The 24,734-nt window shown below is 40.1% G+C and carries 20 protein-coding genes; 11 read left to right on the top strand and 9 right to left on the bottom strand.

Annotation, left to right across the window (positions count from 1 at the left end):
- Positions 1 to 28 precede the first annotated feature (28 nt).
- Together JG479_RS09440 and JG479_RS09435 are read right to left on the bottom strand one after the other, a co-directional pair.
- Positions 29 to 1,555, bottom strand: a complete 1,527-nt coding sequence (locus JG479_RS09440; protein ID WP_200218948.1) for an MFS transporter — start codon at positions 1,553 to 1,555, stop codon at positions 29 to 31.
- Between the two features lie 32 nt (positions 1,556 to 1,587).
- Complete coding sequence (locus tag JG479_RS09435) at positions 1,588 to 2,916, bottom strand: GH1 family beta-glucosidase (RefSeq protein WP_200218945.1); 1,329 nt, start codon at positions 2,914 to 2,916, stop codon at positions 1,588 to 1,590.
- Between the two features lie 239 nt (positions 2,917 to 3,155).
- Between JG479_RS09435 and JG479_RS09430 the strand changes: the two genes are divergently transcribed.
- Entirely contained in the window at positions 3,156 to 5,732 is a 2,577-nt protein-coding gene (locus JG479_RS09430) for a glycoside hydrolase family 3 protein (protein WP_200218943.1), read from the top strand.
- Positions 5,733 to 6,057: 325 nt separating this feature from the next.
- On the opposite strand, the gene JG479_RS09425 is transcribed toward JG479_RS09430, so the two are convergent.
- The 3 genes from JG479_RS09425 to JG479_RS09415 form a co-directional block, all read right to left on the bottom strand.
- Positions 6,058 to 7,545, bottom strand: a complete 1,488-nt coding sequence (locus JG479_RS09425; RefSeq protein ID WP_200218940.1) for a tryptophan halogenase family protein — start codon at positions 7,543 to 7,545, stop codon at positions 6,058 to 6,060.
- A complete protein-coding gene (locus JG479_RS09420) occupies positions 7,538 to 9,088 on the bottom strand; it encodes a tryptophan halogenase family protein (protein WP_200218938.1) in 1,551 nt (516 codons plus the stop codon). The genes JG479_RS09425 and JG479_RS09420 overlap by 8 nt, the downstream gene beginning before the upstream one ends.
- Before the next feature lie 102 nt (positions 9,089 to 9,190).
- On the bottom strand, positions 9,191 to 12,157 hold the full coding sequence (locus JG479_RS09415; protein ID WP_024606426.1) for a TonB-dependent receptor: 2,967 nt from the start codon (positions 12,155 to 12,157) through the stop codon (positions 9,191 to 9,193).
- Between the two features lie 676 nt (positions 12,158 to 12,833).
- Here JG479_RS09415 and JG479_RS09410 point away from each other — a divergent pair.
- The 7 genes from JG479_RS09410 (at position 12,834) to JG479_RS09380 (ending at position 17,294) form a co-directional block, all read left to right on the top strand.
- On the top strand, positions 12,834 to 13,505 hold the full coding sequence (locus JG479_RS09410; protein ID WP_200218935.1) for a hypothetical protein: 672 nt from the start codon (positions 12,834 to 12,836) through the stop codon (positions 13,503 to 13,505).
- Between the two features lie 3 nt (positions 13,506 to 13,508).
- A complete protein-coding gene (locus JG479_RS09405) occupies positions 13,509 to 14,183 on the top strand; it encodes a Crp/Fnr family transcriptional regulator (RefSeq protein ID WP_002961843.1) in 675 nt (224 codons plus the stop codon).
- Between the two features lie 71 nt (positions 14,184 to 14,254).
- Positions 14,255 to 14,662: a hypothetical protein gene (locus JG479_RS09400; RefSeq protein ID WP_149602465.1), complete on the top strand. Its 408-nt coding sequence runs from the start codon at positions 14,255 to 14,257 to the stop codon at positions 14,660 to 14,662.
- An 84-nt stretch (positions 14,663 to 14,746) separates the two neighbouring features.
- Positions 14,747 to 15,250: an Mpo1 family 2-hydroxy fatty acid dioxygenase gene (locus tag JG479_RS09395; RefSeq protein WP_010553511.1), complete on the top strand. Its 504-nt coding sequence runs from the start codon at positions 14,747 to 14,749 to the stop codon at positions 15,248 to 15,250.
- Between the two features lie 59 nt (positions 15,251 to 15,309).
- Entirely contained in the window at positions 15,310 to 16,101 is a 792-nt protein-coding gene (locus JG479_RS09390) for an SDR family oxidoreductase (protein ID WP_200218933.1), read from the top strand.
- 61 nt (positions 16,102 to 16,162) lie between these two features.
- Positions 16,163 to 16,756, top strand: coding sequence for a DUF2238 domain-containing protein (locus tag JG479_RS09385; RefSeq protein WP_149604942.1), 594 nt, complete (start codon positions 16,163 to 16,165; stop codon positions 16,754 to 16,756).
- 82 nt (positions 16,757 to 16,838) lie between these two features.
- Positions 16,839 to 17,294, top strand: a complete 456-nt coding sequence (locus JG479_RS09380) for a GNAT family N-acetyltransferase (RefSeq protein WP_200218930.1) — start codon at positions 16,839 to 16,841, stop codon at positions 17,292 to 17,294.
- A 42-nt stretch (positions 17,295 to 17,336) separates the two neighbouring features.
- Here the strand turns inward: JG479_RS09380 and JG479_RS09375 are convergent, their stop codons facing one another.
- From JG479_RS09375 to JG479_RS09360, 4 genes are all read right to left on the bottom strand, one after another.
- Positions 17,337 to 17,879, bottom strand: a complete 543-nt coding sequence (locus tag JG479_RS09375; protein ID WP_200218928.1) for a hypothetical protein — start codon at positions 17,877 to 17,879, stop codon at positions 17,337 to 17,339.
- A gap of 158 nt (positions 17,880 to 18,037) precedes the next feature.
- Entirely contained in the window at positions 18,038 to 19,018 is a 981-nt protein-coding gene (locus tag JG479_RS09370; protein ID WP_200218925.1) for a hypothetical protein, read from the bottom strand.
- Between the two features lie 617 nt (positions 19,019 to 19,635).
- Positions 19,636 to 19,815, bottom strand: a complete 180-nt coding sequence (locus JG479_RS09365; protein WP_007375469.1) for a DUF6435 family protein — start codon at positions 19,813 to 19,815, stop codon at positions 19,636 to 19,638.
- A 150-nt stretch (positions 19,816 to 19,965) separates the two neighbouring features.
- Positions 19,966 to 21,141: a PQQ-dependent sugar dehydrogenase gene (locus tag JG479_RS09360; RefSeq protein ID WP_200218923.1), complete on the bottom strand. Its 1,176-nt coding sequence runs from the start codon at positions 21,139 to 21,141 to the stop codon at positions 19,966 to 19,968.
- Between the two features lie 266 nt (positions 21,142 to 21,407).
- Between JG479_RS09360 and JG479_RS09355 the strand changes: the two genes are divergently transcribed.
- The 3 genes from JG479_RS09355 (at position 21,408) to JG479_RS09345 (ending at position 24,694) form a co-directional block, all read left to right on the top strand.
- Positions 21,408 to 22,451 (top strand): flavin reductase family protein, encoded by a 1,044-nt coding sequence (locus tag JG479_RS09355; protein WP_200218920.1) that lies wholly within the window; start codon positions 21,408 to 21,410, stop codon positions 22,449 to 22,451.
- The gene (locus tag JG479_RS09350; protein ID WP_149606028.1) at positions 22,448 to 23,500 is read left to right on the top strand and encodes a fatty acid desaturase family protein; all 1,053 of its coding nucleotides are present in this window, start codon (positions 22,448 to 22,450) and stop codon (positions 23,498 to 23,500) included. Before JG479_RS09355 ends, JG479_RS09350 begins: the two co-directional genes overlap by 4 nt.
- A gap of 192 nt (positions 23,501 to 23,692) precedes the next feature.
- Entirely contained in the window at positions 23,693 to 24,694 is a 1,002-nt protein-coding gene (locus tag JG479_RS09345; RefSeq protein WP_267908514.1) for a branched-chain amino acid aminotransferase, read from the top strand.
- Positions 24,695 to 24,734: the final 40 nt, after the last annotated feature.

Genomic DNA, 24,734 nt, shown 5'->3' with positions numbered 1-24,734 from the left:
AAAATGCGAAGGGTCATTAAAAGTTAATTTACACATTACTGCGTCTAATTGCTAAGTCTTCTGTTATTTTTTGCGTCATCGCTGAAGTAAGTGGATAAATAAGCATCAATGCGGCGCCTAAAAAAGCAAATGCGGCAGGTATCCAGCTCATAAGTAGCTGCATACCAGGTAAGGCTTGTGTAATTGTTAGCTCATCCATACCGTTATAGCCGTAGCCTGCAAGTACCACCAATACTAATGCACCGGCAAATCCACCACCGGTTTTTTGTACAAATGTACCCGCAGAATAAATTAAGCCTGTAGCGCGGCGTTTGTTTTTCCACTCGGAATAATCGGCTGAATCACCAAGCATACTAAAAAATAATGTTGGCATCATCGCGGCAAAAAATTCAGCAGCGCAACCAAAGGTAAATACAGCAATAAGGTTATCACTAGGTACCCAGTAAAATGCAGTAGTGAGTATGCCGCTAAGCATTAATGATGCTATAAATAGGTTTCGTTTACCCATAATTTCGGCCAGTTTACCTGTGGCAAGTGCGCCTAATATAGATACAACCAATAAAGCGATAAAGTATTGCCCAGCCATGAGTTCATTAGCTACGTGGTACTTAAAGTAGTACGCAATTACACCGTATTTTATGCCATTAAACATCATGGTTAAAAAACCAATGCCGAGTAATACCAGCCAAGGTTTGTTGGTCAGAAGATCAACCATATCGCGCTGTGAGCCCGTTAAGCTTTGCTTATCTTTACTGAGCAATTTTTTAATAACGAATGTCATTGCAGCCATAACAAGGGTAAAAAATACACCGCTGTATAAATCGCGGTAATAAAAAAACAGGGTGGTAGCAAGCAAGGGTAGGATTATAAATGGCAGGCTTTTGGTTAAATCAAACAACTCTGATTTTAAATTGCCTTCATTTGAGGCATGCGGTGTTACACGTTCTTTGGTGGTCGCAAACGTTATAATCATTAAAATAATAAGTAAGCTGGCAAATAAGTACATAGTAAGCTGATAGCCTTTGGCGTTGTCGCCGCCACCAAAAAAAGCTACTAGCTCAGGTAAAAAACCCATAACCAATAAGCCACCAGTAAACGCACCTGCAAACCTAAAACCAGAGAGCTTTGTACGCTCTGTATCGTCTGGTGTCATTACGCCCATAAGTGCCGAGTAGGGCACGTTACTTACGGTGTAAGCAAGCGTTAAACCTATGTAAGTTACGTAAGCATAAATAAGTTTATTGGTGGTGCTAAAGTCGGGTGTAGTAAAACACAACACCATAAACAAGCCCAAAAATGGTGCCGAGTAGAGTATCCACGGGCGAAATTTACCAAAGCGCGACTGCGTTCTGTCGGCAATCATACCCATAATAATATCGGTTACGCCATCAGACAGCCTTACCACCAAAAACAACATGGCAGCGGCGGCTGCCGATATGCCAAATGTATCGGTGTAAAACACCGCTAAATAAGCAAGCGCGCCGCGCCATACTAAGTTAGCGCCGGCGTCGCCCATGGCGTAACCTACTTTTTCGTATAAAGGGAGTTTGTTCACAGTGTGTGTTCTTATTGTTATAAGCCGATAAATTATCGGCTAGTTATTAGGTTACTGTACGCTTTACCGCTGGCTTTAACAGTTCGTTTTTGTGTGTTGTAGTCTACGTGTACTATTCCAAAGCGCTTTAAATATCCCTCTGCCCATTCAAAGTTATCCATTAGGCTCCAGGCAAAGTAACCATCTACTTTTACGCCTTGCTCGGTTGCCTTATGCAGGGCATTTAAATGCTCGTGGTAATATTCAATACGGTCGTTATCTTTGATTTCACCGTCTTTAAATTCGTCAGCCATGGCTGCGCCGTTTTCGGTAATATAAATAGGCGGTAGGGTGTATTTTTCGTTTAACGATACAAGTAATTCTGTCAGCGCTTTAGGGTAAATTTCCCAGCCTATATCGGTCATTGGCGCTTTATGTGGCAGCTCATGGTAAAAGTCGGTTTCGCTTGCTTGATAATGCATGCGGGTATAAAAGTTAACTCCTAGATAATCTAGCGGTTGAGCAATTATTTCCATGTCGCCATCTAAAATATCTGGGCGGTGGGCTTTAGGTAATTGCTTAATAATATCAGGGTATTTACCTTGCATTACAGGCTGCATGTACCATTGGTTTATATAGTCATCAGCAAATGCAGTGGCTTTTAAATCGTCTTCACTTTGGGTAACTGAGTAACAAGGCGTAAAGTTAAGTACAATACCGTTTAGCGTATTTGGGCTATTTTTAGCAAGTACTTGCATAGCCAAACCGTGACCTAGTAATAAGTGGTGCGCGGCTTTGCGACCAAATTCGCGACCTACTATGCCAGGCGCATGTACGCCTATTTCGTAACCTAAGTAAGAGCTGCAAAAAGGCTCGTTTAAGGTGGCGTAAGAGTGCACACGTTCCCCAAAAGCTTTGGTAATTAAATCTGTGTAATGTGCAAATTCGTAAGCGGTGTTACGGTTAAGCCAGCCACCTTCGTCTTCAATATGTTGTGGTAAATCCCAGTGGTACAGCGTTACAAAAGCTTTAATGTTACGGCGTTTTAATTCATCTAAAATGTCGGTATAAAACTTAACGCCTGTCGGGTTTAAGTGACCGCTTTTAGTCATTACGCGCGGCCACGAAATCGAAAGTCTGTAAGCGTCCACACCTAATGATTCAATTAAGTTTATATCGTCTTTCCAGCGAGTGTAGTGCTCGCAGGCTACATCGCCATTTGAATTATCGACTATTTTGCCTTCTTTACTGCAAAAGGTATCCCAAATACATGGCAAGCGATCAGCTGCGCCACCTTCAATTTGAAATGAGGCCGTAGCTACACCATAAGTAAAATTTTTGGCTAAAAGTGGTGAGCCACTAGGTAAAGATAATTGTTTCATTAAGAGAAAACCTCTGCTTCTTTTTTGGTAAAGTTTGCTTTGTATAGAGCGTATATTAAATTCACTATTGGAAGCGCTTCCATATTTAATTTGATTAATCACTAAGTATGGTATTTAATAACTTTAAGGAAGCGCTTCCATATTTAGGTTAGTGGCTATTGTTAAACAGGTCAATAGTTAAATTTAAATAACAAATGGGCGCTCACAAAATCACACTGACACAACACAGGGCTATAAAAATGAAAAAAAGCTTAAACACTAACAGGTTACACATGCTCCCCATTTTAATTGGAGGATTGTGCGTTTTAAGTGGGTGTAATAAACAAGAGATTAACGCAAATAATAGCCAAAGCGCCGTAGTCAAAAAGACTGAGCATGAGCAAGGTGATTTATCACTTTGGCCAACCCTTAAAAGTAAGGTAGTTAAAACCCCTGAAATTGAAAATACAATTGCACAGTATTTAAAAACAATGACACTTGAGCAAAAAGTAGCGCAGATGATCCAACCTGAAATTCGCGATATTAGTGTTGAAGATATGCGCAAATACGGTTTTGGTTCGTATTTAAATGGCGGTGGCTCGTTCCCGAATGCTAATAAGCATGCAACGCCTGCAGATTGGATAACACTTGCTGAGAGCATGTACCAAGCCTCGGTTGATGACTCAATTGATGGCAGTAAAATTCCGACCATGTGGGGCACCGATGCCGTACATGGCCATAATAATGTGATTGGGGCGACGTTATTTCCGCACAATATTGGTTTAGGTGCAGCAAATAATCCTGCATTAATTGAGCAAATTGCAGCAGCTACGGCAATAGAAGTAATGGCAACAGGCATAGATTGGGTGTTTGCACCAACTGTTGCGGTTGTGCGCGACGACCGATGGGGCAGAACGTACGAAGGCTACTCAGAAGACCCTGCAATTGTACGTGAGTATTCAGCCGCAATTGTAAACGGATTGCAAGGCAGAGCCGATGAAGACTTTTTAAGTGATAAACGCGTAATTAGTACCGTTAAGCACTTTTTAGGCGATGGCGGCACAGTAGATGGTGACGATCAAGGCGATAACATTGATAGCGAAGAGGTGTTATATAACATTCATGCGCAAGGTTATATAGGTGGCTTAACCGCAGGTAGTCAGTCGGTTATGGCATCGTTTAATAGCTGGAATGGTAAAAAAAATCACGGCAACAAATACTTACTTACCGATGTATTAAAAACAAAAATGGGTTTTGATGGCTTTGTTGTAGGAGATTGGAACGGACACGGACAAGTTGCAGGCTGTACAAATGAAAGTTGCCCGCAAGCTGTTAATGCGGGGCTTGATATTTTTATGGTGCCAACGGGTGCTTGGAAGCCACTTTATGAAAATACAATTAAACAAGTAAAAGCGGGCACAATAACAATGGCGCGAATAGATGACGCCGTAGCACGTATTTTACGCGTTAAATTACGTGCAGGTTTATTTGATAAACCAAGCCCCGCAAATCGAAAATATTCAGGTAAATTAAAACTAATAGGTGCGCCAGCACATCGCGATATTGCCCGCCAAGCGGTACAAGAGTCGTTAGTACTGCTTAAAAACAACAACCATTTATTACCGCTTAACCCATCAAGCAACATACTCATAGCAGGCGATGCGGCCGATAACATAGGCAAGCAATCGGGTGGTTGGAGTATTACGTGGCAGGGAACTAATAATCAAAATGCTGATTTTCCTGGGGCAACCTCTATTTATGCGGGGCTAAAAACGCAAATAGAGGCTGCTGGCGGTAACGCTATTTTAAGCCCAACGGGTGAATTTAATACCAAACCCGATGTAGCCATTGTTGTATTTGGTGAAGAACCGTACGCAGAGGGGCATGGCGATAAAGACAACCTTGAGTTTGAACGTAACAATAAACGCTCTCTTAAAATATTAAAAACATTAAAGCAGCAAAATATACCGGTTGTTTCTGTGTTTATATCGGGCAGACCAATGTGGGTTAACAGCGAGCTTAACGCGTCAGATGCATTTGTAGCAGCATGGCTTCCTGGCACTGAAGGGCAAGGCATTGCAGATGTTTTACTAGCGGATGAAAATGGGAAGGTACAATACGACTTTAAAGGTAAGTTGTCTTTCTCGTGGCCTAAATCGCCACTTCAAACCGCAGTAAATAAGGGCGATGCTGATTACTCGCCATTATTACCCTATGGCTTTGGCTTAACGTATAAAGATGAAAGTACGCTTGGCAATAATCTAAATGAAGACTCAGGTGTTGATATTAGTAACCTTGCGCCGTTATCTATATTTAATGGCAGTTTTAAAACACCGTGGCGTTTGTTTTTAAATTCAAACAGCGAGCAGCACCAAGTAGCAAGTAACAGTGTAAAGCTCGGCGGCATTACTTATCGCACTGAAGACAAAGCGATTCAAGAAGATGCGATGCAATTTAATTTTGATGGCACTGCAGCCAGCTATATCGAAATTAATAGTAACTTTACCGAAGACAAAGTGGCCTACATTGAAGCAAATTCAGCCCTTAGATTTAGCTATAAAGTAAACCAAATACCTAGCTCACAGACATACCTTGCAATGAAATGCGAACAAGGCTGTGGTGGCGAGCTTGATATTACCAATGAGCTTAAAAATGCGGATTTAAATACATGGCAAACCATGAGTATTGATTTAACGTGTTTTGCTAAAAAGGGCGTTGATTTTGCCAGAGTAACCAGCCCTTTTATTATTAAAACGGCAGGAGAGCTTAGCGTTTCAGTTGCAGATATTAGCTTTGAACCACAAGGCGCTGAAACAGCAAAAATAAAGTGTGAGTAGTAGAGTGCTTATAAGTTAAGTTTATTGTGTTGTCTCAAAGCCCTAAGGGCGTGTTGATCTTTGTGGATTGAAATTTGTTCAATCTAGGGGCAATTTAATCGCGGCGCGAGGTTTGTAACCTAGTGGGCTAAGTAAAAACCGAGCAACAAAGAGTAAATTGCCCCTAGGCAGAACCCTACGGGCAGCGCATGTTTGGCATTTATGCTACGTTATCGCCTATTTATGGGGAATAACCACACTACATAGGCTCTGCCTTGCCTAAAAACCAAATATGCTGCTGCAAATTCAACCACCAAAGAACAACACGCCCTAGTAAGGGCTTTTTTTATGCTGGGCAATATTGTTTTAAAAACTCATGATGAGGCGGTAATTGGCTTACGCGTTGCTCTATTTGTTGCTTAATACCGTGTAAAAAACGGGTGAGTTCTTCATTACTCATCATGCTGGCTATTAAGTGATGTTGATTAGGCTCAATACCTTGACCAAGCATAACTTGCACCCACGAATCGACTCTAAAAATATCGCCATCGTCTAAAAACACACGGCCGGTTTGTTTAAACAAATCAATTTTATGTTGAAGTGTTTTTGGCACCTCCATAGCGCTACAGTGTTGCCAAAACTCACTGTCATCGCGATTAGTTACTTTGTAGTGCAGCACAATAAAGTCGCGAATATTTTCAATTTCGCTTTTAAGCTGTTTGTTGTATTCGTCAATGGCGTGATTGGTAATGCCATTAAACGGAAATAAACGCATAAAGCGAATAATACCCGACATAATTAAGTGAATGCTGGTGGACTCAAGTGGTTCAACAAAACCGCTAGCAAGGCCAAGCGCTAAGCAGTTTTTGTTCCAGCCTTTTAAGCGGCGCCCTGTTTTAAATTTAATAATACGTGGCTCTGTAAGCGGCTCGCCCTCAATGTTACTTAATAAGAGCGCTTTGGCTTGCTCATCATCCATATATTGGCTGCAATAAACTAATCCGTTGCCGACACGGTTTTGCAGCGGTATACGCCATTGCCAGCCGCTTTTGTGGGCAATAGAGCGGGTAAGTGGCAATACGGTATCGCTGGTTGATTTTGTTTGCACCGCAATGGCGCTGTTACACGGTAGTAAATGCGACCAGTCTTCATAGCCAGTATGCAATGCTTGCTCTATTAATAAGCCTCTAAAGCCGGTGCAATCAATAAAAAAGTCGCCGTTAATATGCTCGCCATTATTTAAAATCAATGATTCTATATGGCCCGTTTTAGGGTTTTTTACTACTTTTTGTATTTTACCTTCAATGCGTTTTACACCCAGTGGCTCTGAAAATTCACGTAAAAACTGTGCGTAACGCGTGGCATCCATATGGTAGGCATAGTTAATAGGGTTTTGCTGATTAAACGCAAATTTACCGGCTTTAGCCGCTTGCAGCTCGTAGCAGTAATCGCCAAATGGGTTGTTTATTCCAAGTACTTGACCTTGCAGCCAAAAGTGATGAAATTCACCCGCCCAACATTCTTTGCCCGTTGCGCCAAATGAGTGAATATAATGCGTGTTTTCATCGCCCCAGTTTTCAAAGCTAATACCTAGCTTAAAACTTGCTTGAGTGGCTTTCATAAATGCTTGCTCGTTTATACCCAGCAATTTATGAAATGTACGAATAGGCGGAATTGTTGCTTCGCCAACACCTACAGTGCCAATATCGTCAGATTCAACAAGGGTTATGTTTATATTGTTACCAACTAGTTTAGCAAGTGCTGCTGCGGCCATCCAACCTGCAGTGCCGCCTCCAGCAATTACTACGTTTTTAACAGCGTTTGTTTTAGTCATTATGTGGCTGCCCATTATTTAATAAAAGATGATTTAAAAGCGCGCGATTACTTGGCAGTCCATTTAAGCACTGCGCTATTTTTTCGCGATTTTGCTGATAATAGTAATCCCCAGCGCGTGGGTCGTTAAATGTATTTTGTGCAGATACTGTTTGTGTATTAAAGCCCATGCCATATAAAACGTATTGGTAACTGCTTGATGAAAACACTTCTTCGTTTTCAATAAAATCAAAGCGGCTAGGGGGCTGAAATTGCCAAAGTTTAAGTAAGTTTTGCAGGCGCTCGGGCGCGGTATTTAAATTACTAATATCTTGCCAATAAGGAGTGTCGTCGCGCTCGCTTAGCACATAATGAAGTTTTAAAAACTCAATAACGCGCTGCCAACGAGTGCTAAAACGGTCATTAAAACGCGTTTTAAGCTGGCTGATGTGGGTGCGGTTTTGCGGTAGTTGCTCGCTTATCATGCTAATTGAAAGCTCAACCATAGCAAGAGCTGACGCTTCAAGTGGCTCTAAAAAGCCAGCAGACATACCCACGGCAACACAGTTTTTAATCCAAGATTTTTGCCTGTAACCAGGGCTGAATTTTAATACACGGTAGGTAAGTTGCTCAGCTTGTTGCTCACTGGTGCTTTTGGCTATGTAGCTTTTTAGTGTATTTGTTGCGCTTTCATCACTTTGATATTTACTACTAAATACATAACCTGTGCCACGGCGTGTTGGCAGGGCTATATCCCAAACCCAGCCGTTACTTTGTGCTGTAGATAGCGTAGCAGAGGCAATTGGTTGATTGATGTGTGCATTAGGTATTTGCGCCGCAACAGCGCTGTTATTAAATAAAATATGATCTTGCGCTATAAACTCACTATTAAAATGCTCACCAATTAAACGAGCGCAAGAGCCTGAGCAATCTATAAATAAATCACCTGTTATATCGCCATTATTATTTGTTTTTAATGAGGCAATATAGCCATGATCGTCGTTAATAACCTCGGTTACATCGTCAATAATATGCGTAACGTTTAGGTTTTTAACACAGTGATTTTTTAAAAATTCAGCAAATTTACCCGCATCTAAATGATAACCATAGTTGGTGACCGCTGCATATTCAGGTGTTTGTAATTGCTTTGGTGCAAGTGCTGCTTGGCATACAAAGCTTTGCATATTAACAACGTCGGCAAATTTTTGGTTAGGTGCAATACGTTGCCAGCTGGCGTGTAAATTAGTGTGCTCGTAGCCTTGTGGGTTCATAAAAGGGTGGTAGTAGTTTTCTCCCTCGCTGAGGTTGCGCCAATTTATAAATTTAGAACCTTGCTTAAATGACGCGTCGCACTGGGTTAGAAAATCACTTTCTTTAATGCCAATGCGTTGTAGCGTATTGCGCATTGACGGCCATGTGCCTTCACCTACGCCCAATATAGGCACATTTGCCGACTCCACTAACGTTACATTAAGGTGCGGGTGTTCGGCAGCTAATAAGCCTGCGCTTAGCCAACCGGCAGTGCCACCGCCTAAAACGACTATTTTTGTTATTGGTTTGGTCATGAGTTAACACCCTAAAGTTGATAACAATTAAACTAGCATTAATACTGTTTTAAATACAAAAAAGCCGCTAGTAAAAACTAACGGCTTTACTTTGTATTACCTTTAGAAGTTGTAACGCATACCAATATTGTAACGTGCACCTAGCTGTTGTAGGTTCCACAATTGAACTGACGTACGGCCATGTTCGCGGCTGTTTTGCTCAGTAATATTAAGGCCTTCAACAAAAAACGATAGTTGCTCGCTGTAGTTGTACGCAACATTAAAGTCGATTTGATAATATTCTTCAGTAAAGCCTGGCTCGTTTACGTATCGAGCTGCGCTATTTAAAAACTTATCACGCCAGTTGTAAGCAATACGTGCTTGAAAATCATCGTTTTCGTACATTGCAATAAAGTTAGCTGTATCGCTTAAACCCACTAGTGCAAATTGTGTAGTAGTAGGATCAGCGTTTACATCAAAGTCTATGTCGCCATTAACTGTGGTGTAGTTTGCTTGCACACCAAAACCGCTTTCACCAAAAAAGTGCTGAAAGGCAATTTCAAAACCATCAATAGTGGCATTTTTATTGTTGGTAGGTACTTGCGCTGTAAATTCTAGTAATGGGTCGTCGCTGTTAGCAATTACATCGTAAGCGGCTTCAAACTCTTCGTAGGTCATAGAGTCAAAATCAACATTGTTTTCTGTTGCGGCAACCATTTGAAATAAGTTTGAATCGGTTAGGGCAAGTCCGCGAGATTCTAGCTCAGCAATGGCAGCTTGAGCGCGAGGGCCCGCTGTTGCATCACGTAATCCGTAGTAGTTTTGCGTCATGGGTGTTAAACCAATAAAGTTTTCGATGTCTTTAGTGTAATAACCTACCGACACATAACTTGTTTCTGCAAAGTACCACTCAGCCGATACATCAATATTATCTGATTCTAGCGGCACTAAACCAGGGTTACCTGTTGACGCTGTAGCCGGTGAAGAACCCGCTAAAAGAGTAGGGGCACCTGGTACACCAACAGTCGCTGCTGAACTTAAGTTGTCGTAAGTTGGGCGAGCAATTGTTGTGCTATAAGAAAAACGCGCTTTTACGTTTTCGATTACTTCTATATCAAAGTCAAAGCTTGGTAAAAAGTGATCGTAGCTAGATTTAAGCGTGAAATCTTCTTTAGCCGAGCCAAAACGAACGTTAAAGTCGTTATTACCTTCCCACGCTACTGCGTTAGGTAAATCGATATTAGCCGTTGAGGTAATGTCGGTAGACTCTTGGCGCGCGCCAATAACAATGTTGTATGGCATATCGCCAATGTAACCGTTGTAAGTAAATTGCACGAACGCTGCGGTTATATCTTCTTCAATGGTGCGGTTTGTTGCAAATGCGCCATCGGCTGCAAAGTTAAAGCCGTATTCTTCACCTGCCCAGTAACCAATTTGCGATGCGCTGCCGGTATAACCTTGGTTGAACGAGCCTGATGTATCGTAGTCGTCAAACTCAGCTAAAAAGTTTGTTGGGTTTAGGTAGCCATCAGGTAGTTCGCCGGGGTTTTCGATACCCCAGTTACCCATTGTATTACGTGTAAGTGATTGCAGTGAATGGCTTTCCATAGAGCGAGACTCTATACCAAAGTCAATTGCACCGTTTTCAATTTCGTATTTACCATGGATTCTAAATTCTGTTATTTCAGATTCTTGGCGAGCAAAGTTAGAATCTAAAATAGACGTACCCACATCAGAGGCATCTAATGTGTTATTACAATTTAGGTTGTCTCGGCGGCAATCATCAAAATCGATACTCATTGATGGAAGCTCGCGGCTAAAATCAACTTCTTGTGCGTTAACTACGTTTGCGCCCAAGCCTGCGTTTACCCAGCTGCCGTAAGGTGCATCTGGTTTGCTAGTGGCTTTTGAATTGTGCGCATCAAACATAAAGCTCAATTCTGAGTTGAAATAGTACTCAACGTTTAAACCAATAGAGTCGTTTTGGTTAACTTGGTTTAGCTCTTGAAACGCTAAACCTAAATCGCGTGTTTGCTGATCGCGACGTTCTTCTCGGTAATAAATAGGAGTTTTTACCGTGTTGTCGTCAAATGTTAGCGCGCTTTTGTAGTTATCCATCCAAATTGATTGCTCAGCACGGGCTTCGAATAAATCTTGCTTAGAATATGTGTAATCAAGCGTGGCTGTTAAATCGTCAATAGGGCTGTATTGCAGCGTTAATTGCGCGTTTGTACGAGTACGTTCTCTATCGGCAATGGTGTAGCGCAAATCTGATGGCATTGAATAAAGCTGACCAACAGCGGGTGCATTAGTTAAAACAATATCGTCTGCAGCTTGTGGGATTGTGCCGTCAAAAGCTGATGTATTCCATTGATTTACAAACGCACCTGTTGATGAGCTATCGCGCTGTTGCATGCTTGCAGTTAACGAGGCACCAAATTTAGCTTCACTGTCGGTCCAGCTAATTAACCCCGAAAGCTCAGGTGTTATGTCATCACCAACGCGGTTTGTTGAGTCGTGTAATGCTTTTACGCCAATGCTTGAAACAAAGCCTGGATTGTCGAGCGGGCGAGCCGTATTAATATTAATTGTTGCGCCAATACCACCTGATGCAATGCTAGCTTTACCAGTTTTATATACTTCAACCGATTTAACGCTATCAGACGCTAAGTTTGCAAAATCAAATGCTCGAGAGCTGGGTGTACCACCGCCTGCAGGCAAAGATGCCGCCGGCATTGTACGCCCGTTTAGGGTTACCATATTGTAGTCGGGGCCAAAACCACGAACCGTTACTTTAGAGCCTTCACCATTTGAGCGATCAATCGACACACCCGTAATACGCTGTAGCGACTCGGCTAAGTTGGTATCTGGGAATTTACCAATATCTTCAGCTGATATAGCATCTACAACACCGGCGGCGTCGCGTTTTAAACGAGTCGACTCTTTAATACTGCTTTTAAAACCAGTAACTTGGATTACTTCAACATCTGTATTTGCTTCTTGTGCATATACAGGCAAAGAGATTGATGCACCTAAAATCAGAGATAGGCTGGTCGCTATCTTTGTTTTTCTTACAATATGGTTGGACATTCGGTTTCCCTCGCGCTTTTATCATTATTATTAACAGCTTGTATGGGGCTGTTATTGTGTAGTTATAAACATTGTCAAATGTGTGGAAGCGCTTCCAGAAAAATCTGTTTAACTAGAATTTGTGGAAGCGCTTCCAGAAATGCTAGTTTATATTTTGAATAGGGTCAACTGTTGTTTTAATAAAATGAGACTAAATTGTTTTTAAAATGTATGTTTTTTGGATTTAATTTTATTTAAATTACAAATTACAGTTGGTTATAAAAAACCGTTTGCAATAGTGCTGTAACAACATTTTATTATAAGAAAACCAATTATTGATTAATTTAGTTATTTACACACTTTTATAAGGTGTTTAAATCAGCTTTTAATACTAGCTAAAATTAATAAATCGGCCGTTGGTCACTCAACAAAAAATAGGTACATTTGCTAACTTAGCGAAAATGCCGATGTAGTGATTATGTACAACGCAATTGATGAAAACGCATCAAGCGGCGGTTCTATCTCAGTTTATGAATCGGTCATTAAAAACCAGTAGTTGTTTAAAAAATCGTTAATTAAATCACTAAAAAGTAACGTAGTTTTTGCAGAAGATGGTTTAAAAATAAACTTATAAAGTATTGCGCATAAGGTGTTGCGAGTCGCTAGTTTTATCGCTATTTTAAAGGCTCTCTCATAGATGGATTTTATTATGCGCATTAAATTTTTAGCGAGCTTTTATTCTTTCTTCTTGTTTGCTCTGTTTGGTTGTGACGATCAAAGTATGGCAATTCAAGGTAGTCCTCAGCTAAATAATAATGTAAGTAACTCACCCTCTAATCTCAAAGTAAACACGCCTTCAGCAGCTCAAACAAACGAACCCGCTTTAGTGGTCGGTATGCTAGCAACACATTGTAAAAGTAATGAAGCAGCCTACATTAACGCAAAAATGCATAAAGTTGTGCGTAACCCAGATGAAAATACAGCCTACAAGTTAGAGCCTACCGATAAAGTGCTTTCTATTTGCGTTGCAAAAGATGACTCATCGCTTAGTTATCGATTTGGTAGAGTTAATGACATAGGGCTTGAAAAAGAAGCTACACCAGATTCACCATTTGGCAGTTACTACAGGCAAGTAGGGCGTATTGGCGAGAGTATTTTATTTTTTAGTAACGGCGAATATCACTACTATATTATTAACTCAGGCGGTATGGGCAGTGGTGTAACCGTTAATGTTTATAAAAACGATACATTAATTACTGAGCTGTTTTCGGGTAATGATCCTTACGATGATTTTGTTATAGCAACCGATTTAAATTTCCCTAAAAAATTGGTTAGTGAAAAACAGCCATTTAATAAGCAAATGCAGTAAATAATGACTCCACAGCAGCAAAACGTAATAGAGCAAGGGCATTGGTTTAAAAACCGTAGCGCTTATTTAAAAAGTTTTTTACTAACGCAGGGCAAAACGCTCTCGCTAAAAGCTCAGCAATCATTATTTTTGCGAGGTGATAAGCACGATGGAATTTATGCAGTGCTTAGCGGCGTTGTGCGTATTAGTGGCGTAAGTAACGAAGGCAAAGAAGCTGTATTGAGCTTTATTGATTCATCACTGTGGTTTGGCGAAGTTACCTTATTTGATGGTGGCCTGCGCACTCATGATGTATATGCACAAACTGATGTTGTGCTTTTTTACGTGCCCCAACGCGAGCTTGAACAGCTATTAAACAAGCAGCCACAATATTGGCAGGAGTTTGGTTTATTGTTGGCACAAAAGTTACGCCTAATGTTTACCTCAATGGAAGATCACGCATTACTAAGCGCTGAGCAAAAAGTATGCAATCGACTTTTAATGCTCAGCGAGCATACAGAGCACTTAACACCACTTGTTTTATCTCAGCAGCAACTTGCTGATATGACCTACCTAACGCGCCAAACTATTAATCAAATACTGCAACAGCTTGTTAGCTTACAAGCTATTAGTTTGGGGTATCAACGCATAACAGTTTTAGATAAACAAAAGCTACAGGCGCGTGCTACACAAGCTTAAATAGAGGCTGTTTTATTTAGTTGGAACCAAAATTGCTACAGATAATGTAACGCAACAATGGATTTGAGCTAATGACTACAATAACCTTTAAAAATCAATATAGTAATTATAACTCTCCTACAGTAAATAAAGCGGCAGGTCCAAGCGAAGTTGCGGCAACTAATACCCTCCCTAATGAAAAAACAAGTGATGCTAAAGGCTTTAGTTCAGCCCCTAAAGAACCAACGTTTTTAGAAAGTGCTCAAGAAGCGTTGGTTTATCAGCGCTTAGGTGTAAACAAAAACAAAATAGACGAGCTAAAAGCGACAATAGAAGACCTCATGAAAGAACAGCAAAGTGAGGGCGCAGACCCTAGCACAATTGCCTCTAAAATAGAGGAACTTCAAAAAATGCTTGAGCAAGAGTATCAAAAAGGGCGCGAGCGAACGGATATGCAAGGTGAGCATGAGCCGGGTAAAATAATTTCTGCATTTGTTTAATTTACAAAGTGTCGGATACCTGACATTGTTGCTGTGCTTACTTTTGTTAAAGTAAGTTTTATAGATAAAAATAAAGGCAAAACAATGAAAACACTTCAACAGCAACTTGGTAAATATGGTTTGTATCATCGTTCTAAGCGTAATGTACTAACGCACTTTATTGGTATTCCGCTGATTGTATTTGCGGCGTTGTGTTTACTAGCGCGCATTCAAATACCCCTTGGTAGTGTAGTAATTGATGGTGCACAACTTTTTGTATTAGCGTCGGTTGTTTATTATTTTATGCTGAGCTTTTCGCTTGGCTTTATTATGGCCGTGATATTCACTTTACTCCTTGTTGGTGCTCAGCCTATTGCGGCAATGGCGTTTTGGCCTTGGTTGAGTATTGGCGTAGGTGTGTTTGTATTTGGCTGGGTACTGCAGTTTATTGGGCACTATTACGAAGGTAAAAAACCGGCGTTTGTAGATGACCTAATTGGTTTAATTATTGGTCCTTTGTACGTAACTGTTGAACTACTATTTTTAATGGGTTTTTACAAAACATTAGAAGATGAAGTAAACGCGATAGCTGGTCCTACAAAGGCGTAAAATACTTTACTAAGTAACTTAATAAAACTTAATAAATAACAATAAAAGGCAGATAGGGCATGCAATATAATAATAAAACCGTGTGGATCACCGGGGCATCGTCAGGTATTGGTAAAGAGCTTGCTATACAATTTGCCGAGCTTGGAGCGCGCGTTATTTTATCGGCGCGCAATGTAGATAAACTAAACGATTTAAAAGCAACGCTTAAAGGCGAAGGGCACTTAGTTGTGCCACTGGACTTAGCCCAGCCAGAGCATGTACTGAGTACAATAACAGCAAAAATGGGCGAGCTTCCTGCAATAGATATTTTAATTAATAACGGCGGCGTATCGCAGCGTAGCTTATTTTTAGAAAACGACTTTAACGTGTATCGCCAGTTAATGGAGGTTAATTACTTTGGCTTAATTGCACTTACTAAAGCTGTATTGCCTACTATGGTGGCAAGGCGCAGTGGCTCAATTGTGTCTATTAGTAGTGTGGCGGGTAAAGTTGGTTCAAAATTTAGAACGGGTTATTCGGGTTCTAAATATGCGGTTGTTGGTTTTATGGATTGCCTACGTGCAGAAGTGGCAGAACATAATATTCATTGTTTAACAATTTGCCCAGGCTCTATTAAAACAGCAATTGCGCATAACTCACTAAACGAGCAAGGCATAGCGCAAAATAAACCAGAAGAGTCGATAGAAAATGGGATGGATGTAAGCGTAGCGGCTTCAAAAATGATTCGTGCCATTAGCAATAAAAAAGACGAAGTGATTATTGGCAAAGGTTTAAGTGGTTGGGCGCCTACAATTAAGCGCTTTTTTCCTACTTTGTTTAATCGCATTACTGCAAAAACAAACTATAGGTAGCGTCGTTTATTTCAAAGGCGTAAAATGCCGTAAATTTGATCAATTTAGAAAAGGATTCTAAATGAAGTATTTATGGCTGAGCCTGTTTTTTATTGTATTAATTTGGTCTGGTATTAACCCAAAAGATCAATTTACATGGCTGCTTGAAGTTATCCCCGCAATTATTGGTTTAGTGCTGCTAGCAAGTACCTATAGCCACTTTAAACTTACCCCTATTTTATATACATTTATTTTAGCGCATTGCATAGTGCTGATGATTGGCGGGCATTACACCTACGCCGAAGTCCCTTTGTTCGATAACCTATTTGGTAGCGAGCGTAATAACTACGACAAAGTAGGGCACTTTTTTCAAGGGTTTGTACCTGCACTACTAGCACGCGAAATTTTACTGCGCAAAAAAGTAGTAAATGGTCGAGGTTGGTTAATCACCTTTGTTATTTCGGTATGTTTAGCATTTAGCGCGTTTTACGAATTAATAGAATGGTGGGTTGCAGTATTAAGCGGCGAAAACGCAGAAGCGTTTTTAGGCACGCAAGGTTACGTGTGGGATACCCAATCAGATATGGGACTGGCGTTATTTGGGGCTATTTGCTCATTGTTAGTGCTTTCAAAAGTACACGACAAACAGCTAAAAAACGTTAAAGATTATTTATAGGCTATAGGAACGTTAAAGACTATTTATAGGAACGTTCTATAGAAATGTTTATAAAAACATTGATAAAAAAGACTACTAACTTATGACAGTAAACACTAGTGATTACTCAATTAGCACAGACAAAAGCAAACTTAACTTTAACGTTATTTATAACTTTATTGCTAATAGCTATTGGGCCAAAGGCATCCCTAAAAGCGTGATGCAATCGGCTATTGATAACTCAATGTGCTTTGGTGTTTACAGCGCTCATAACGAACAAGTTGGCTTTGCTCGAGTCGTGACCGATAAAGCAACCTTTGCCTATTTAGCCGATGTATTTATTGCCCCGCACTCGCAAGGAAATGGGCTGAGTAAGTTACTCATTAAAACGATAGTAGAGCACCCTGAGCTGCAAGGGCTCAGGCGCTTTTTATTAGCAACTTCTGATGCGCATGGCCTTTATGCGCAATACGGGTTTAAACCAATAGATAACCCAGCACTGCTAATGCAAATAAATCCTGAGAATGTGTATGGTAAAAACAATCGTGATACCTATTAAATGGGGGAAGAGTAAATTCCGTCTAATGTTCTTGTTAGGTATTTATATGGCATTAGCAGCTTGTTTACCAACATTACAAAAAACGTCCATATTAAACTCAGAGATGGAATCAGGTTGCCCCATCCCAGCATTTGTAAATATATAAAGAGAATGACTATTTGAGTTGGTTATAGAAAAATTAACTGCAATAGAAGCTCTATGTTTTAGTTTATTTAATGCTACTTCCAAGCTCAAAGGTTCCACTGGGACTGAAGCAGGAAGAGCACCGTTTCCAGGAGATAAGCTTAAAAAGTTTTGTTTATAGGAAGTTGCATTCTTAATCAGACTTCCTACAGGTAAAGATAAAGCCACTTTAAGAGGATGAGAACTCCAATTAGGAGCATTTCTTTTATCGTCTCTATGACGAAGTAATTCGTTTTGAATATGATCTAGTACCTCAAACGCTTCTTCACTCGTAGCTTGAGCGTCAGATAACTCTTGGGTAGTCCAACTTCTGCAAAAACCAGATGATAAGTTCAATAGCTTTCGAAAAGATTCTGGTAGTGTTTGAGGTGGATTTCCATTTGGGTTTACTAAAAACTGCAAAATAATACTCCTTTATCATTGAACACCCGACTTGGGTTTAAATACCTAACGCCCGCATAAGCTGCGGAGTATGTTGGACGCTTTTTTGCGCCCTTTTCTTTTAAGCAAAAAATCGGACAATGTGTGACGTCAGATTTGATGCGCTTGTTATACCCCAGTCAACGAAGATTATATATTCCTGTTTCAACTAGCTCTTCAAAGTTGATGGCATCAAGATTACTAAAACCATTTGCAATACAATCACTCTCTAACCATGAAGTTAATGACGCAAACAGATTATCTAAACTCTCATGCCTATAACGCTCTTCAACACTTGGATAAGAGACTAAAACCTTAGCTGCGATCCAGCGATTCATCTGTTTTAGGTAACTAGGGTGTGTTGGTGCTAATTCAGCACAAATGTGCTCAACTAACTGATAAATATAATATAGTAAGTATGGCAACCTGCTATATAAAAACGCCCATAAAGATGGATATTGTTCGCCACGTGCAAAAATGAAATTTATATTTCTACTTTCTGTTTTTAACGTTTTACGTGAAGTAAATAGATGCATTGCTTTATTGCATACGCCATCAAAACTATCTTCGATTGATTTATCATAGCGTAGTTGAGCTATGTAGCTTGCATCAAAGCTTTCTACAGCTGGAAAATCAAGTTTTTTAAGCACCTTTTCAATGCGTGAAATATGCCCATCAAGACCTCCCGTACTACTTGGTGAAAGCTTTTTTTGCTCATTAGTAAAATCTTCGATGAACTTCTTACGATCTAGAGCCATTGATTCCAACACAAATAAGCTTTCTTGAAGAGGTTTTCGAATTAGCATATACGCAATTGTCAATTTACCTTTCTTAGAAGCTTGAAGAGTTTCGTAAATGCAATGCATCATGTCGGAAAGTAAAGCAGGAAGAACAGTTGAACGAATAACCAAAGAGCTTTCTTTATACTTTTTATTATCCTCTAACCACTCAATTATGTGCCCTTCGGTAGACTCTAAAGATTTAGCTTCGACGTCCGTAAGATCAAAAGTCTGATTGAAAGCTTTTTGCTTTTCAGCTGAGTGAAGAAGTTGCACCATAATGTCATGAATTAAAAAGCATAAATCATGTGAATCTTCAAATTTGCTATCTAATACTTCCATTATTACTATCCAACTCAGAAAAGGGTACAACAGCTTATCAGAGGACACTTCCCTCTTTTTATGAGCAATGTATGTCCTCTTAATTATTTTTTAATATTAATAACAAATCCTGTAACACATTGCGAGTATTAAACTTTAAGTCGGGATGTTCTTTTAATAATATGCAGAAAAGAGGAAAACGTCCTCATTTTTTGACTTAGGAGGAAAAGCTCCAGCGCGGTATATAAATGCAGCAATTAAATATTTAAAATGAAAACCAAACCCGATTTTAAATCATTTAATAGTCACTAAAAAACGGTGGCGATAACGTAAGTAACGGCTTAAGCACACTTGTTTGTGTAAACATATTATAGAAGGGGGTTTAGGGTTGGTGGAAGCAGTAAAGCGAGGTCATGAATTATTTACTAAACGCGTCTTCCTTCTTTTAAAACAGGGTAGACGCGTTTAAATATACTTATACCAGTCGACTTAAATATTTAGCCTTTCTAGCGTGCTAAATAAAGCGTTAACGGCGTTATAAACTTCTCATGTAGAACAACTACATGTCGAAATTTATGCCTTGTTATCACTTTATTTATCCGTCGCTATAAATGTCTAATAACTTAACACGATTGGTATTATTTGGCTTTTTTAGCCTCTAGAGTTTCTATTTCACTCCAGATTTTTTCGGCTTCTGCGCTCAACATGGCAAAGCTTTTAATGTCGCCTTTTCTTTGTGCCTGCATGCCTTGCTCTAGTTTTACATCGTATTCTTTACGCAGTTTTTTTACGGGATCAGGCTTTAAAAATGAAAACATTAGTATTCTCTTAATTTATTAAATTATGTGTAATTAGTGTACGCATTAATGGGCTTAATAGTTCTTTGTTTGTTGAAAATGTTTACTTTGCGCTTTAAAAGCGCAAAGTAAACACGGTGTAATTTTGCGTGCTAGTGCTAGTGCTAGTGTTTATTTTTCTGGCTCTAGGCGTTTAATACCTTGGCCATCAATACCTAAATAAATAAAACCATCACTGCCTTGGGCTAAGCTGCGTACTCTGCCAATTCCATCGAGTAATTTATATTGCTTAACAACCTTGCCATTTGAGAGTTCCAGTGCGCTAATGAATGCAAATTTCATTGATGCTAATAATAGCTTACCTTTAAGCTTTGGGTATTTATCACTCGTTACATACAACATATCGGAAGGGGCAATTGAAGGAGTCCAATGCAATACGGGCGATTGCATGCCGTCTTTTTCTTTAAGGTCGGTAAACTTGGTACCGCTGTAGTTAACGCCATAGCTTACTAAAGGCCATCCGTAGTTAGCGCCTTTTTTTATAATATTAAGTTCATCGCCGCCGCGTGGCCCGTGTTCGTGAGACCATAAAATATTGTTTTGATAATCAAACCACATGCCTTGTGGATTACGGTGCCCATAAGACCATGCCGCATGTTTTGCATCTTTTTGTTTAACAAACGGATTATCGCTTGGGATACTACCATCTTCGTGTAAGCGATAAATTTTACCGCCATCGCGAGTGAGATCTTGCGGGTTTATGTCGCGCGAGCCGCGATCGCCAATTGAAAAATAAACATAACCTTCATCATCAAACACAATACGGCTGCCGTAGTGCTGGCCTTTGGTACTATTATGCTCGCCTTTGTATAGCAATTGCTGATCAGATAGCTGCGTATGATCGCTACTTAGCTTGGCGCGCATTAAAGCGGTGTTACTTCCGCTTCCTTTGCCCTCACTACTTGAGTAACTAAAGTATAGCCATTGGTTTTGCTTGCTATCGGTGTGTAGTGCTAAATCAAGCAATCCACCTTGGCCATTAGCGTCAATGTCGGGGAGCCCTGAAACCTTAGTTAATTTAGTGGTATTTTTAGGTAATAAAAATAACGTTCCGCTGCGCTCAGATATTAGTAAATCACCATTAGCTAAAGGCTCAATAGCCCAAGGTATAACTACACCTTCTGCTGTTGTTACTGCATTAACGCTAAGCGATAAAGTATCGAGCTGTTTATAGTTTTTTACGTAATCGCTTTTTGCATTTGCGGGTGCATTAATAGCAAACATAGCAACGGTTAAGCCTGCACTTATTAGTTTAGGGTGAGTGTTATGTGACCTTAAATTTATCATTATGGCTTCCAAAATTAATCCAATCTTACATAACCTTATCATGGCATAAATAAATTTGTTAAGTGTTGAGTTGAATGAAAAATGCACACTTATATATTTTAAAATTACCTCATCACAGGAAATTGTTTTAGCAAATTGCGCTAATAAAAATTGAATAATTACTCTATTGGGGTTGAAAACTTAAAATTTGAGCGTACACTTGTGCGCTGAAGTTTGGGCGTACACGTGTAAGTTCAAAGTAATTAAGATTTGATAGAGATTTAACCATGATGACTCAAGTATTAAACCAATTTTCAAAATGGTTTTTACACCATCAAAGTTTTGCAGGCTATATAGAGCCCGTAATGCAGGTGTTTAAACCTGCGTGGCGTGCAGGGCAGTTTAGAGCGCAAGTAGTTAGTACCGCTGTGCTTGATGGTGGCTTTTTAAGTGTGCAACTTAAGCCAAGCAAACAATGGCAGGTACATACGTCAGGGCAGCATATAAGTTTAACGGTTGAAATTAATGGGCGATTACTAACACGCGTTTTTACCGTGGCCTCAAGCGCTCAGCAATTTAAAAATACAGGTTTGGTGCGCTTACTAATCAAAACAAATGCGCAAGGGCGCTTTACAGGCTTACTCAGCAGTGCATTAAAAGCGGGGTTGTGGTGCAATATTTCTGCGCCAAGCGGCGACTTTGTATTTAAAAACACACACACGCCAGCCACTTTTATTGCAGGCGGCTCGGGTATAACACCTATGCTGGCTATGCTTGATGATTACTTAAGCCAAACTACGCAAAAAGTCTCGTTGGTGTATTACGCAAAAGCCACTGAGCATCAATGTGTTGATGAGCTAAGTGAGTTGGCAGCGCAATTTGAGCATTTTTCGTTTTTATTATTAACGCGTGAGCAATCAAGCGATATAACCAGCAATATTAAGCCGTGGGAAAACCCAGACATTTACTGCTGTGGCCCTGCAGCATTTATGCAAACGGTGAGCGATTTTGCTAAAACGCATAAGCTAAATTACTACCAAGAAGCCTTTGGTTTAGCGCTGCCTAGCTTAAACGACGACAGCCAATTTAATGTAAAAATTAACGCCAGTGCCCATATTGTATCGGGCAACGATGTTTTACTGACTCAGTTTGAAGAAAAAAAGCTACCCGTTAAACGCGGTTGCGGTATTGGTATTTGTCATCAATGCCAATGTATTAAAAAGTCAGGCGTGGTACGTAATTTAAAAACAGGTGAATTGAGTGACAACGGCGAGCAATTAATACAACTTTGCGTAAGCCAACCTGTTAGTGATTTGGAGTTACAATTATGAAAAACATTAACTACGACATGCTCGCAAGCGAGCTAGATGCCATTAAAATGGAGACCCTTGGCAAAGTAGGCCAACAAGATGCTGACTATATTCGCTCTGTTGTGCGCAAACAGCGAGTGTGTGAATGGAGCGGGCGAATTTTGCTAATGCTTGGTTTTATTCAGCCATTATTGTGGGTTGCAGGTGTGTTGCTATTAGCGCTTGCTAAAATTTTAGACAATATGGAAATTGGCCACAATGTAATGCATGGTCAATACGATTGGATGAACGACAAGCAACTTAACTCACAACATTATGAGTGGGACATAGCGTGCGACGGGCAAAGTTGGCATCGCGTTCATAACTTTGAGCACCATACATATACTAATATTATTGGTAAAGACAGAGACTTTGGTTATGGATTATTACGCCTGAGCGATGATTTTAAATGGCGCTTTAAAAATGTATGGCAGTTTTTTACGTATATTAATTTAAGTGTGTTATTTCAGTGGGGCGTGTCGTATCACGAGTTAGCTGCAGAGCGTGTTTTTATTGGTAAAAAGAAAGAAAACCGTGAAGGGCTTGTATCACACTCTACATTAAAGCAGCGCTTTTTTAGTAAAGGCGCTCGCCAGTTAATTAAAGATTATGCGATATTTCCGTTACTTGCAGGCCCATTATTTTTATGGGTATTGGCGGGAAATTTAGTGGCAAACTTAATCCGTAATTTATGGACATCGACCATAATATTTTGTGGTCACTTTACAGAAGAAACACAAACTTTTAAACAAGAAGACTGCGTAAACGAAACGCAAGGGCAGTGGTATTATCGCCAAGTACTGGGCTCGTCAAATATTAAAGGGTCGCATTGGTTTCATGTTTTAACGGGGCATTTGAGCTGCCAAATAGAGCATCACTTATTTCCAGATATGCCGTCTTCGCGCTACCAAGAAGTTGCACCTCAAGTACAAGCCGTTTTGAAAAAACACGGTATTGATTACCATACAGGTAGCTTTTTTAAACAGTATACCTCGGTGCTAAAACGTATTATTAGATATTCGTTCAAGTAAATTATTTACTTCTAAAAAATCGGCTAGTGCAACTGCATTAGCCGATTTTTTTGTTTATAGCACCCAATGCGGTTGATTAGTAAACAGCACTTGCAAAAATTTCTCATAGTTAATTAAAAAAGCCTTACTTTAGCTATGGTTAAATAGCGTGTGATTGTCATACAATGGAGGAAAATAGACCACACAAGAGAGATTAAAATGGCCGCATTTGGTACCGTGTTTATGCCGCAGATGATTCAAGCTCGTTTTTCTGATAATAAATGGAGCGAAAGCTCAATTGTCCCTTCCGATAAACTTGAACTTCATGCTGGTGCGCACGTTCTTCATTATTCAAGTACATGTTTTGAAGGCTTAAAAGCCTTTCGCCATGAAGATGGTTCTGTTTATCTTTTTAGAATGGATGCAAATATTGCACGCATGCAACAAAGCTCAGCGCTATTAAGCTTACCGAGTTTTGACAGCGATATGCTAAAAACGATGATTATCGATATTATGCTCGAATACGCAGATGAAACGCCATTACCGCCGGGCTCTATGTATATTCGTCCAACGCACATTGGTACTGAGGCTGCAATTGGTAAAGCAGCAGCGCCATCAATGAGCTCGCTTTTGTACACCTTACTATCGCCAGTAGGTGATTACTTTGCCGGTGGTGCAACTGCACTGCGTGTACTGCTTGAAGAAGATGGCATGCGCTGCGCCCCGCACATGGGAATGGTAAAAAGTGGTGGTAACTACGCCAGTGCACTAGCACCTATTAGCGCGGCACGAACTAAGTATCAAGCAGATCAAATTTTGTTTTGCCCAGGTGGCGACGTACAAGAAACCGGTGCTGCTAACTTTATACTTATTGATGGCAACGAAATTATTACTAAAGCGCTTGATAGCACGTTTTTACATGGTGTAACGCGTAATAGTATTTTAACCATAGCCAAAGATTTAGGTATGACGGTAAGCGAACGTAACTTTAGCGTTACTGAGCTATTAGAGCGTGCTGCTAAACCAGGTACTGAAGCGGCGCTTTCGGGCACTGCAGCTGTACTAACTGCTGTGGGTACGTTTATTCATAACGATAAAGAATACAAAGTAGGTACTGGCGAGCCAGGCCCAACAACTGCGCGCCTTCGCCAAGCATTGAACGATATTCAATGGGGTAAAAGTGAAGACAAACACGGCTGGTTAACTAAAATCTAATTATAGATTTATCAGCAACTCGCATTAAAAAGCCACCTAA

Source organism: Pseudoalteromonas sp. LC2018020214 (assembly GCF_016598755.1).
Taxonomy (GTDB): domain Bacteria; phylum Pseudomonadota; class Gammaproteobacteria; order Enterobacterales; family Alteromonadaceae; genus Pseudoalteromonas; species Pseudoalteromonas distincta.
Note: the sequence above shows the minus strand (reverse complement) of the source record. Positions and strands in the feature narration are given on the sequence as shown.

Excerpts from the sequence above, each read along its gene's own strand:
- JG479_RS09435 (WP_200218945.1), bottom strand. The coding sequence starts at position 2,916 with ATGAAACAATTATCTTTACCTAGTGGCTCACCACTTTTAGCCAAAAAT.
- JG479_RS09430 (WP_200218943.1), top strand. The coding sequence starts at position 3,156 with ATGAAAAAAAGCTTAAACACTAACAGGTTACACATGCTCCCCATTTTA.
- JG479_RS09425 (WP_200218940.1), bottom strand. The coding sequence starts at position 7,545 with ATGACTAAAACAAACGCTGTTAAAAACGTAGTAATTGCTGGAGGCGGC.
- JG479_RS09420 (WP_200218938.1), bottom strand. The coding sequence starts at position 9,088 with ATGACCAAACCAATAACAAAAATAGTCGTTTTAGGCGGTGGCACTGCC.
- JG479_RS09415 (WP_024606426.1), bottom strand. The coding sequence starts at position 12,157 with ATGTCCAACCATATTGTAAGAAAAACAAAGATAGCGACCAGCCTATCT.
- JG479_RS09410 (WP_200218935.1), top strand. The coding sequence starts at position 12,834 with ATGGATTTTATTATGCGCATTAAATTTTTAGCGAGCTTTTATTCTTTC.
- JG479_RS09405 (WP_002961843.1), top strand. The coding sequence starts at position 13,509 with ATGACTCCACAGCAGCAAAACGTAATAGAGCAAGGGCATTGGTTTAAA.
- JG479_RS09400 (WP_149602465.1), top strand. The coding sequence starts at position 14,255 with ATGACTACAATAACCTTTAAAAATCAATATAGTAATTATAACTCTCCT.
- JG479_RS09395 (WP_010553511.1), top strand. The coding sequence starts at position 14,747 with ATGAAAACACTTCAACAGCAACTTGGTAAATATGGTTTGTATCATCGT.
- JG479_RS09390 (WP_200218933.1), top strand. The coding sequence starts at position 15,310 with ATGCAATATAATAATAAAACCGTGTGGATCACCGGGGCATCGTCAGGT.
- JG479_RS09385 (WP_149604942.1), top strand. The coding sequence starts at position 16,163 with ATGAAGTATTTATGGCTGAGCCTGTTTTTTATTGTATTAATTTGGTCT.
- JG479_RS09380 (WP_200218930.1), top strand. The coding sequence starts at position 16,839 with ATGACAGTAAACACTAGTGATTACTCAATTAGCACAGACAAAAGCAAA.
- JG479_RS09370 (WP_200218925.1), bottom strand. The coding sequence starts at position 19,018 with ATGGAAGTATTAGATAGCAAATTTGAAGATTCACATGATTTATGCTTT.
- JG479_RS09365 (WP_007375469.1), bottom strand. The coding sequence starts at position 19,815 with ATGTTTTCATTTTTAAAGCCTGATCCCGTAAAAAAACTGCGTAAAGAA.
- JG479_RS09360 (WP_200218923.1), bottom strand. The coding sequence starts at position 21,141 with ATGATAAATTTAAGGTCACATAACACTCACCCTAAACTAATAAGTGCA.
- JG479_RS09355 (WP_200218920.1), top strand. The coding sequence starts at position 21,408 with ATGATGACTCAAGTATTAAACCAATTTTCAAAATGGTTTTTACACCAT.
- JG479_RS09350 (WP_149606028.1), top strand. The coding sequence starts at position 22,448 with ATGAAAAACATTAACTACGACATGCTCGCAAGCGAGCTAGATGCCATT.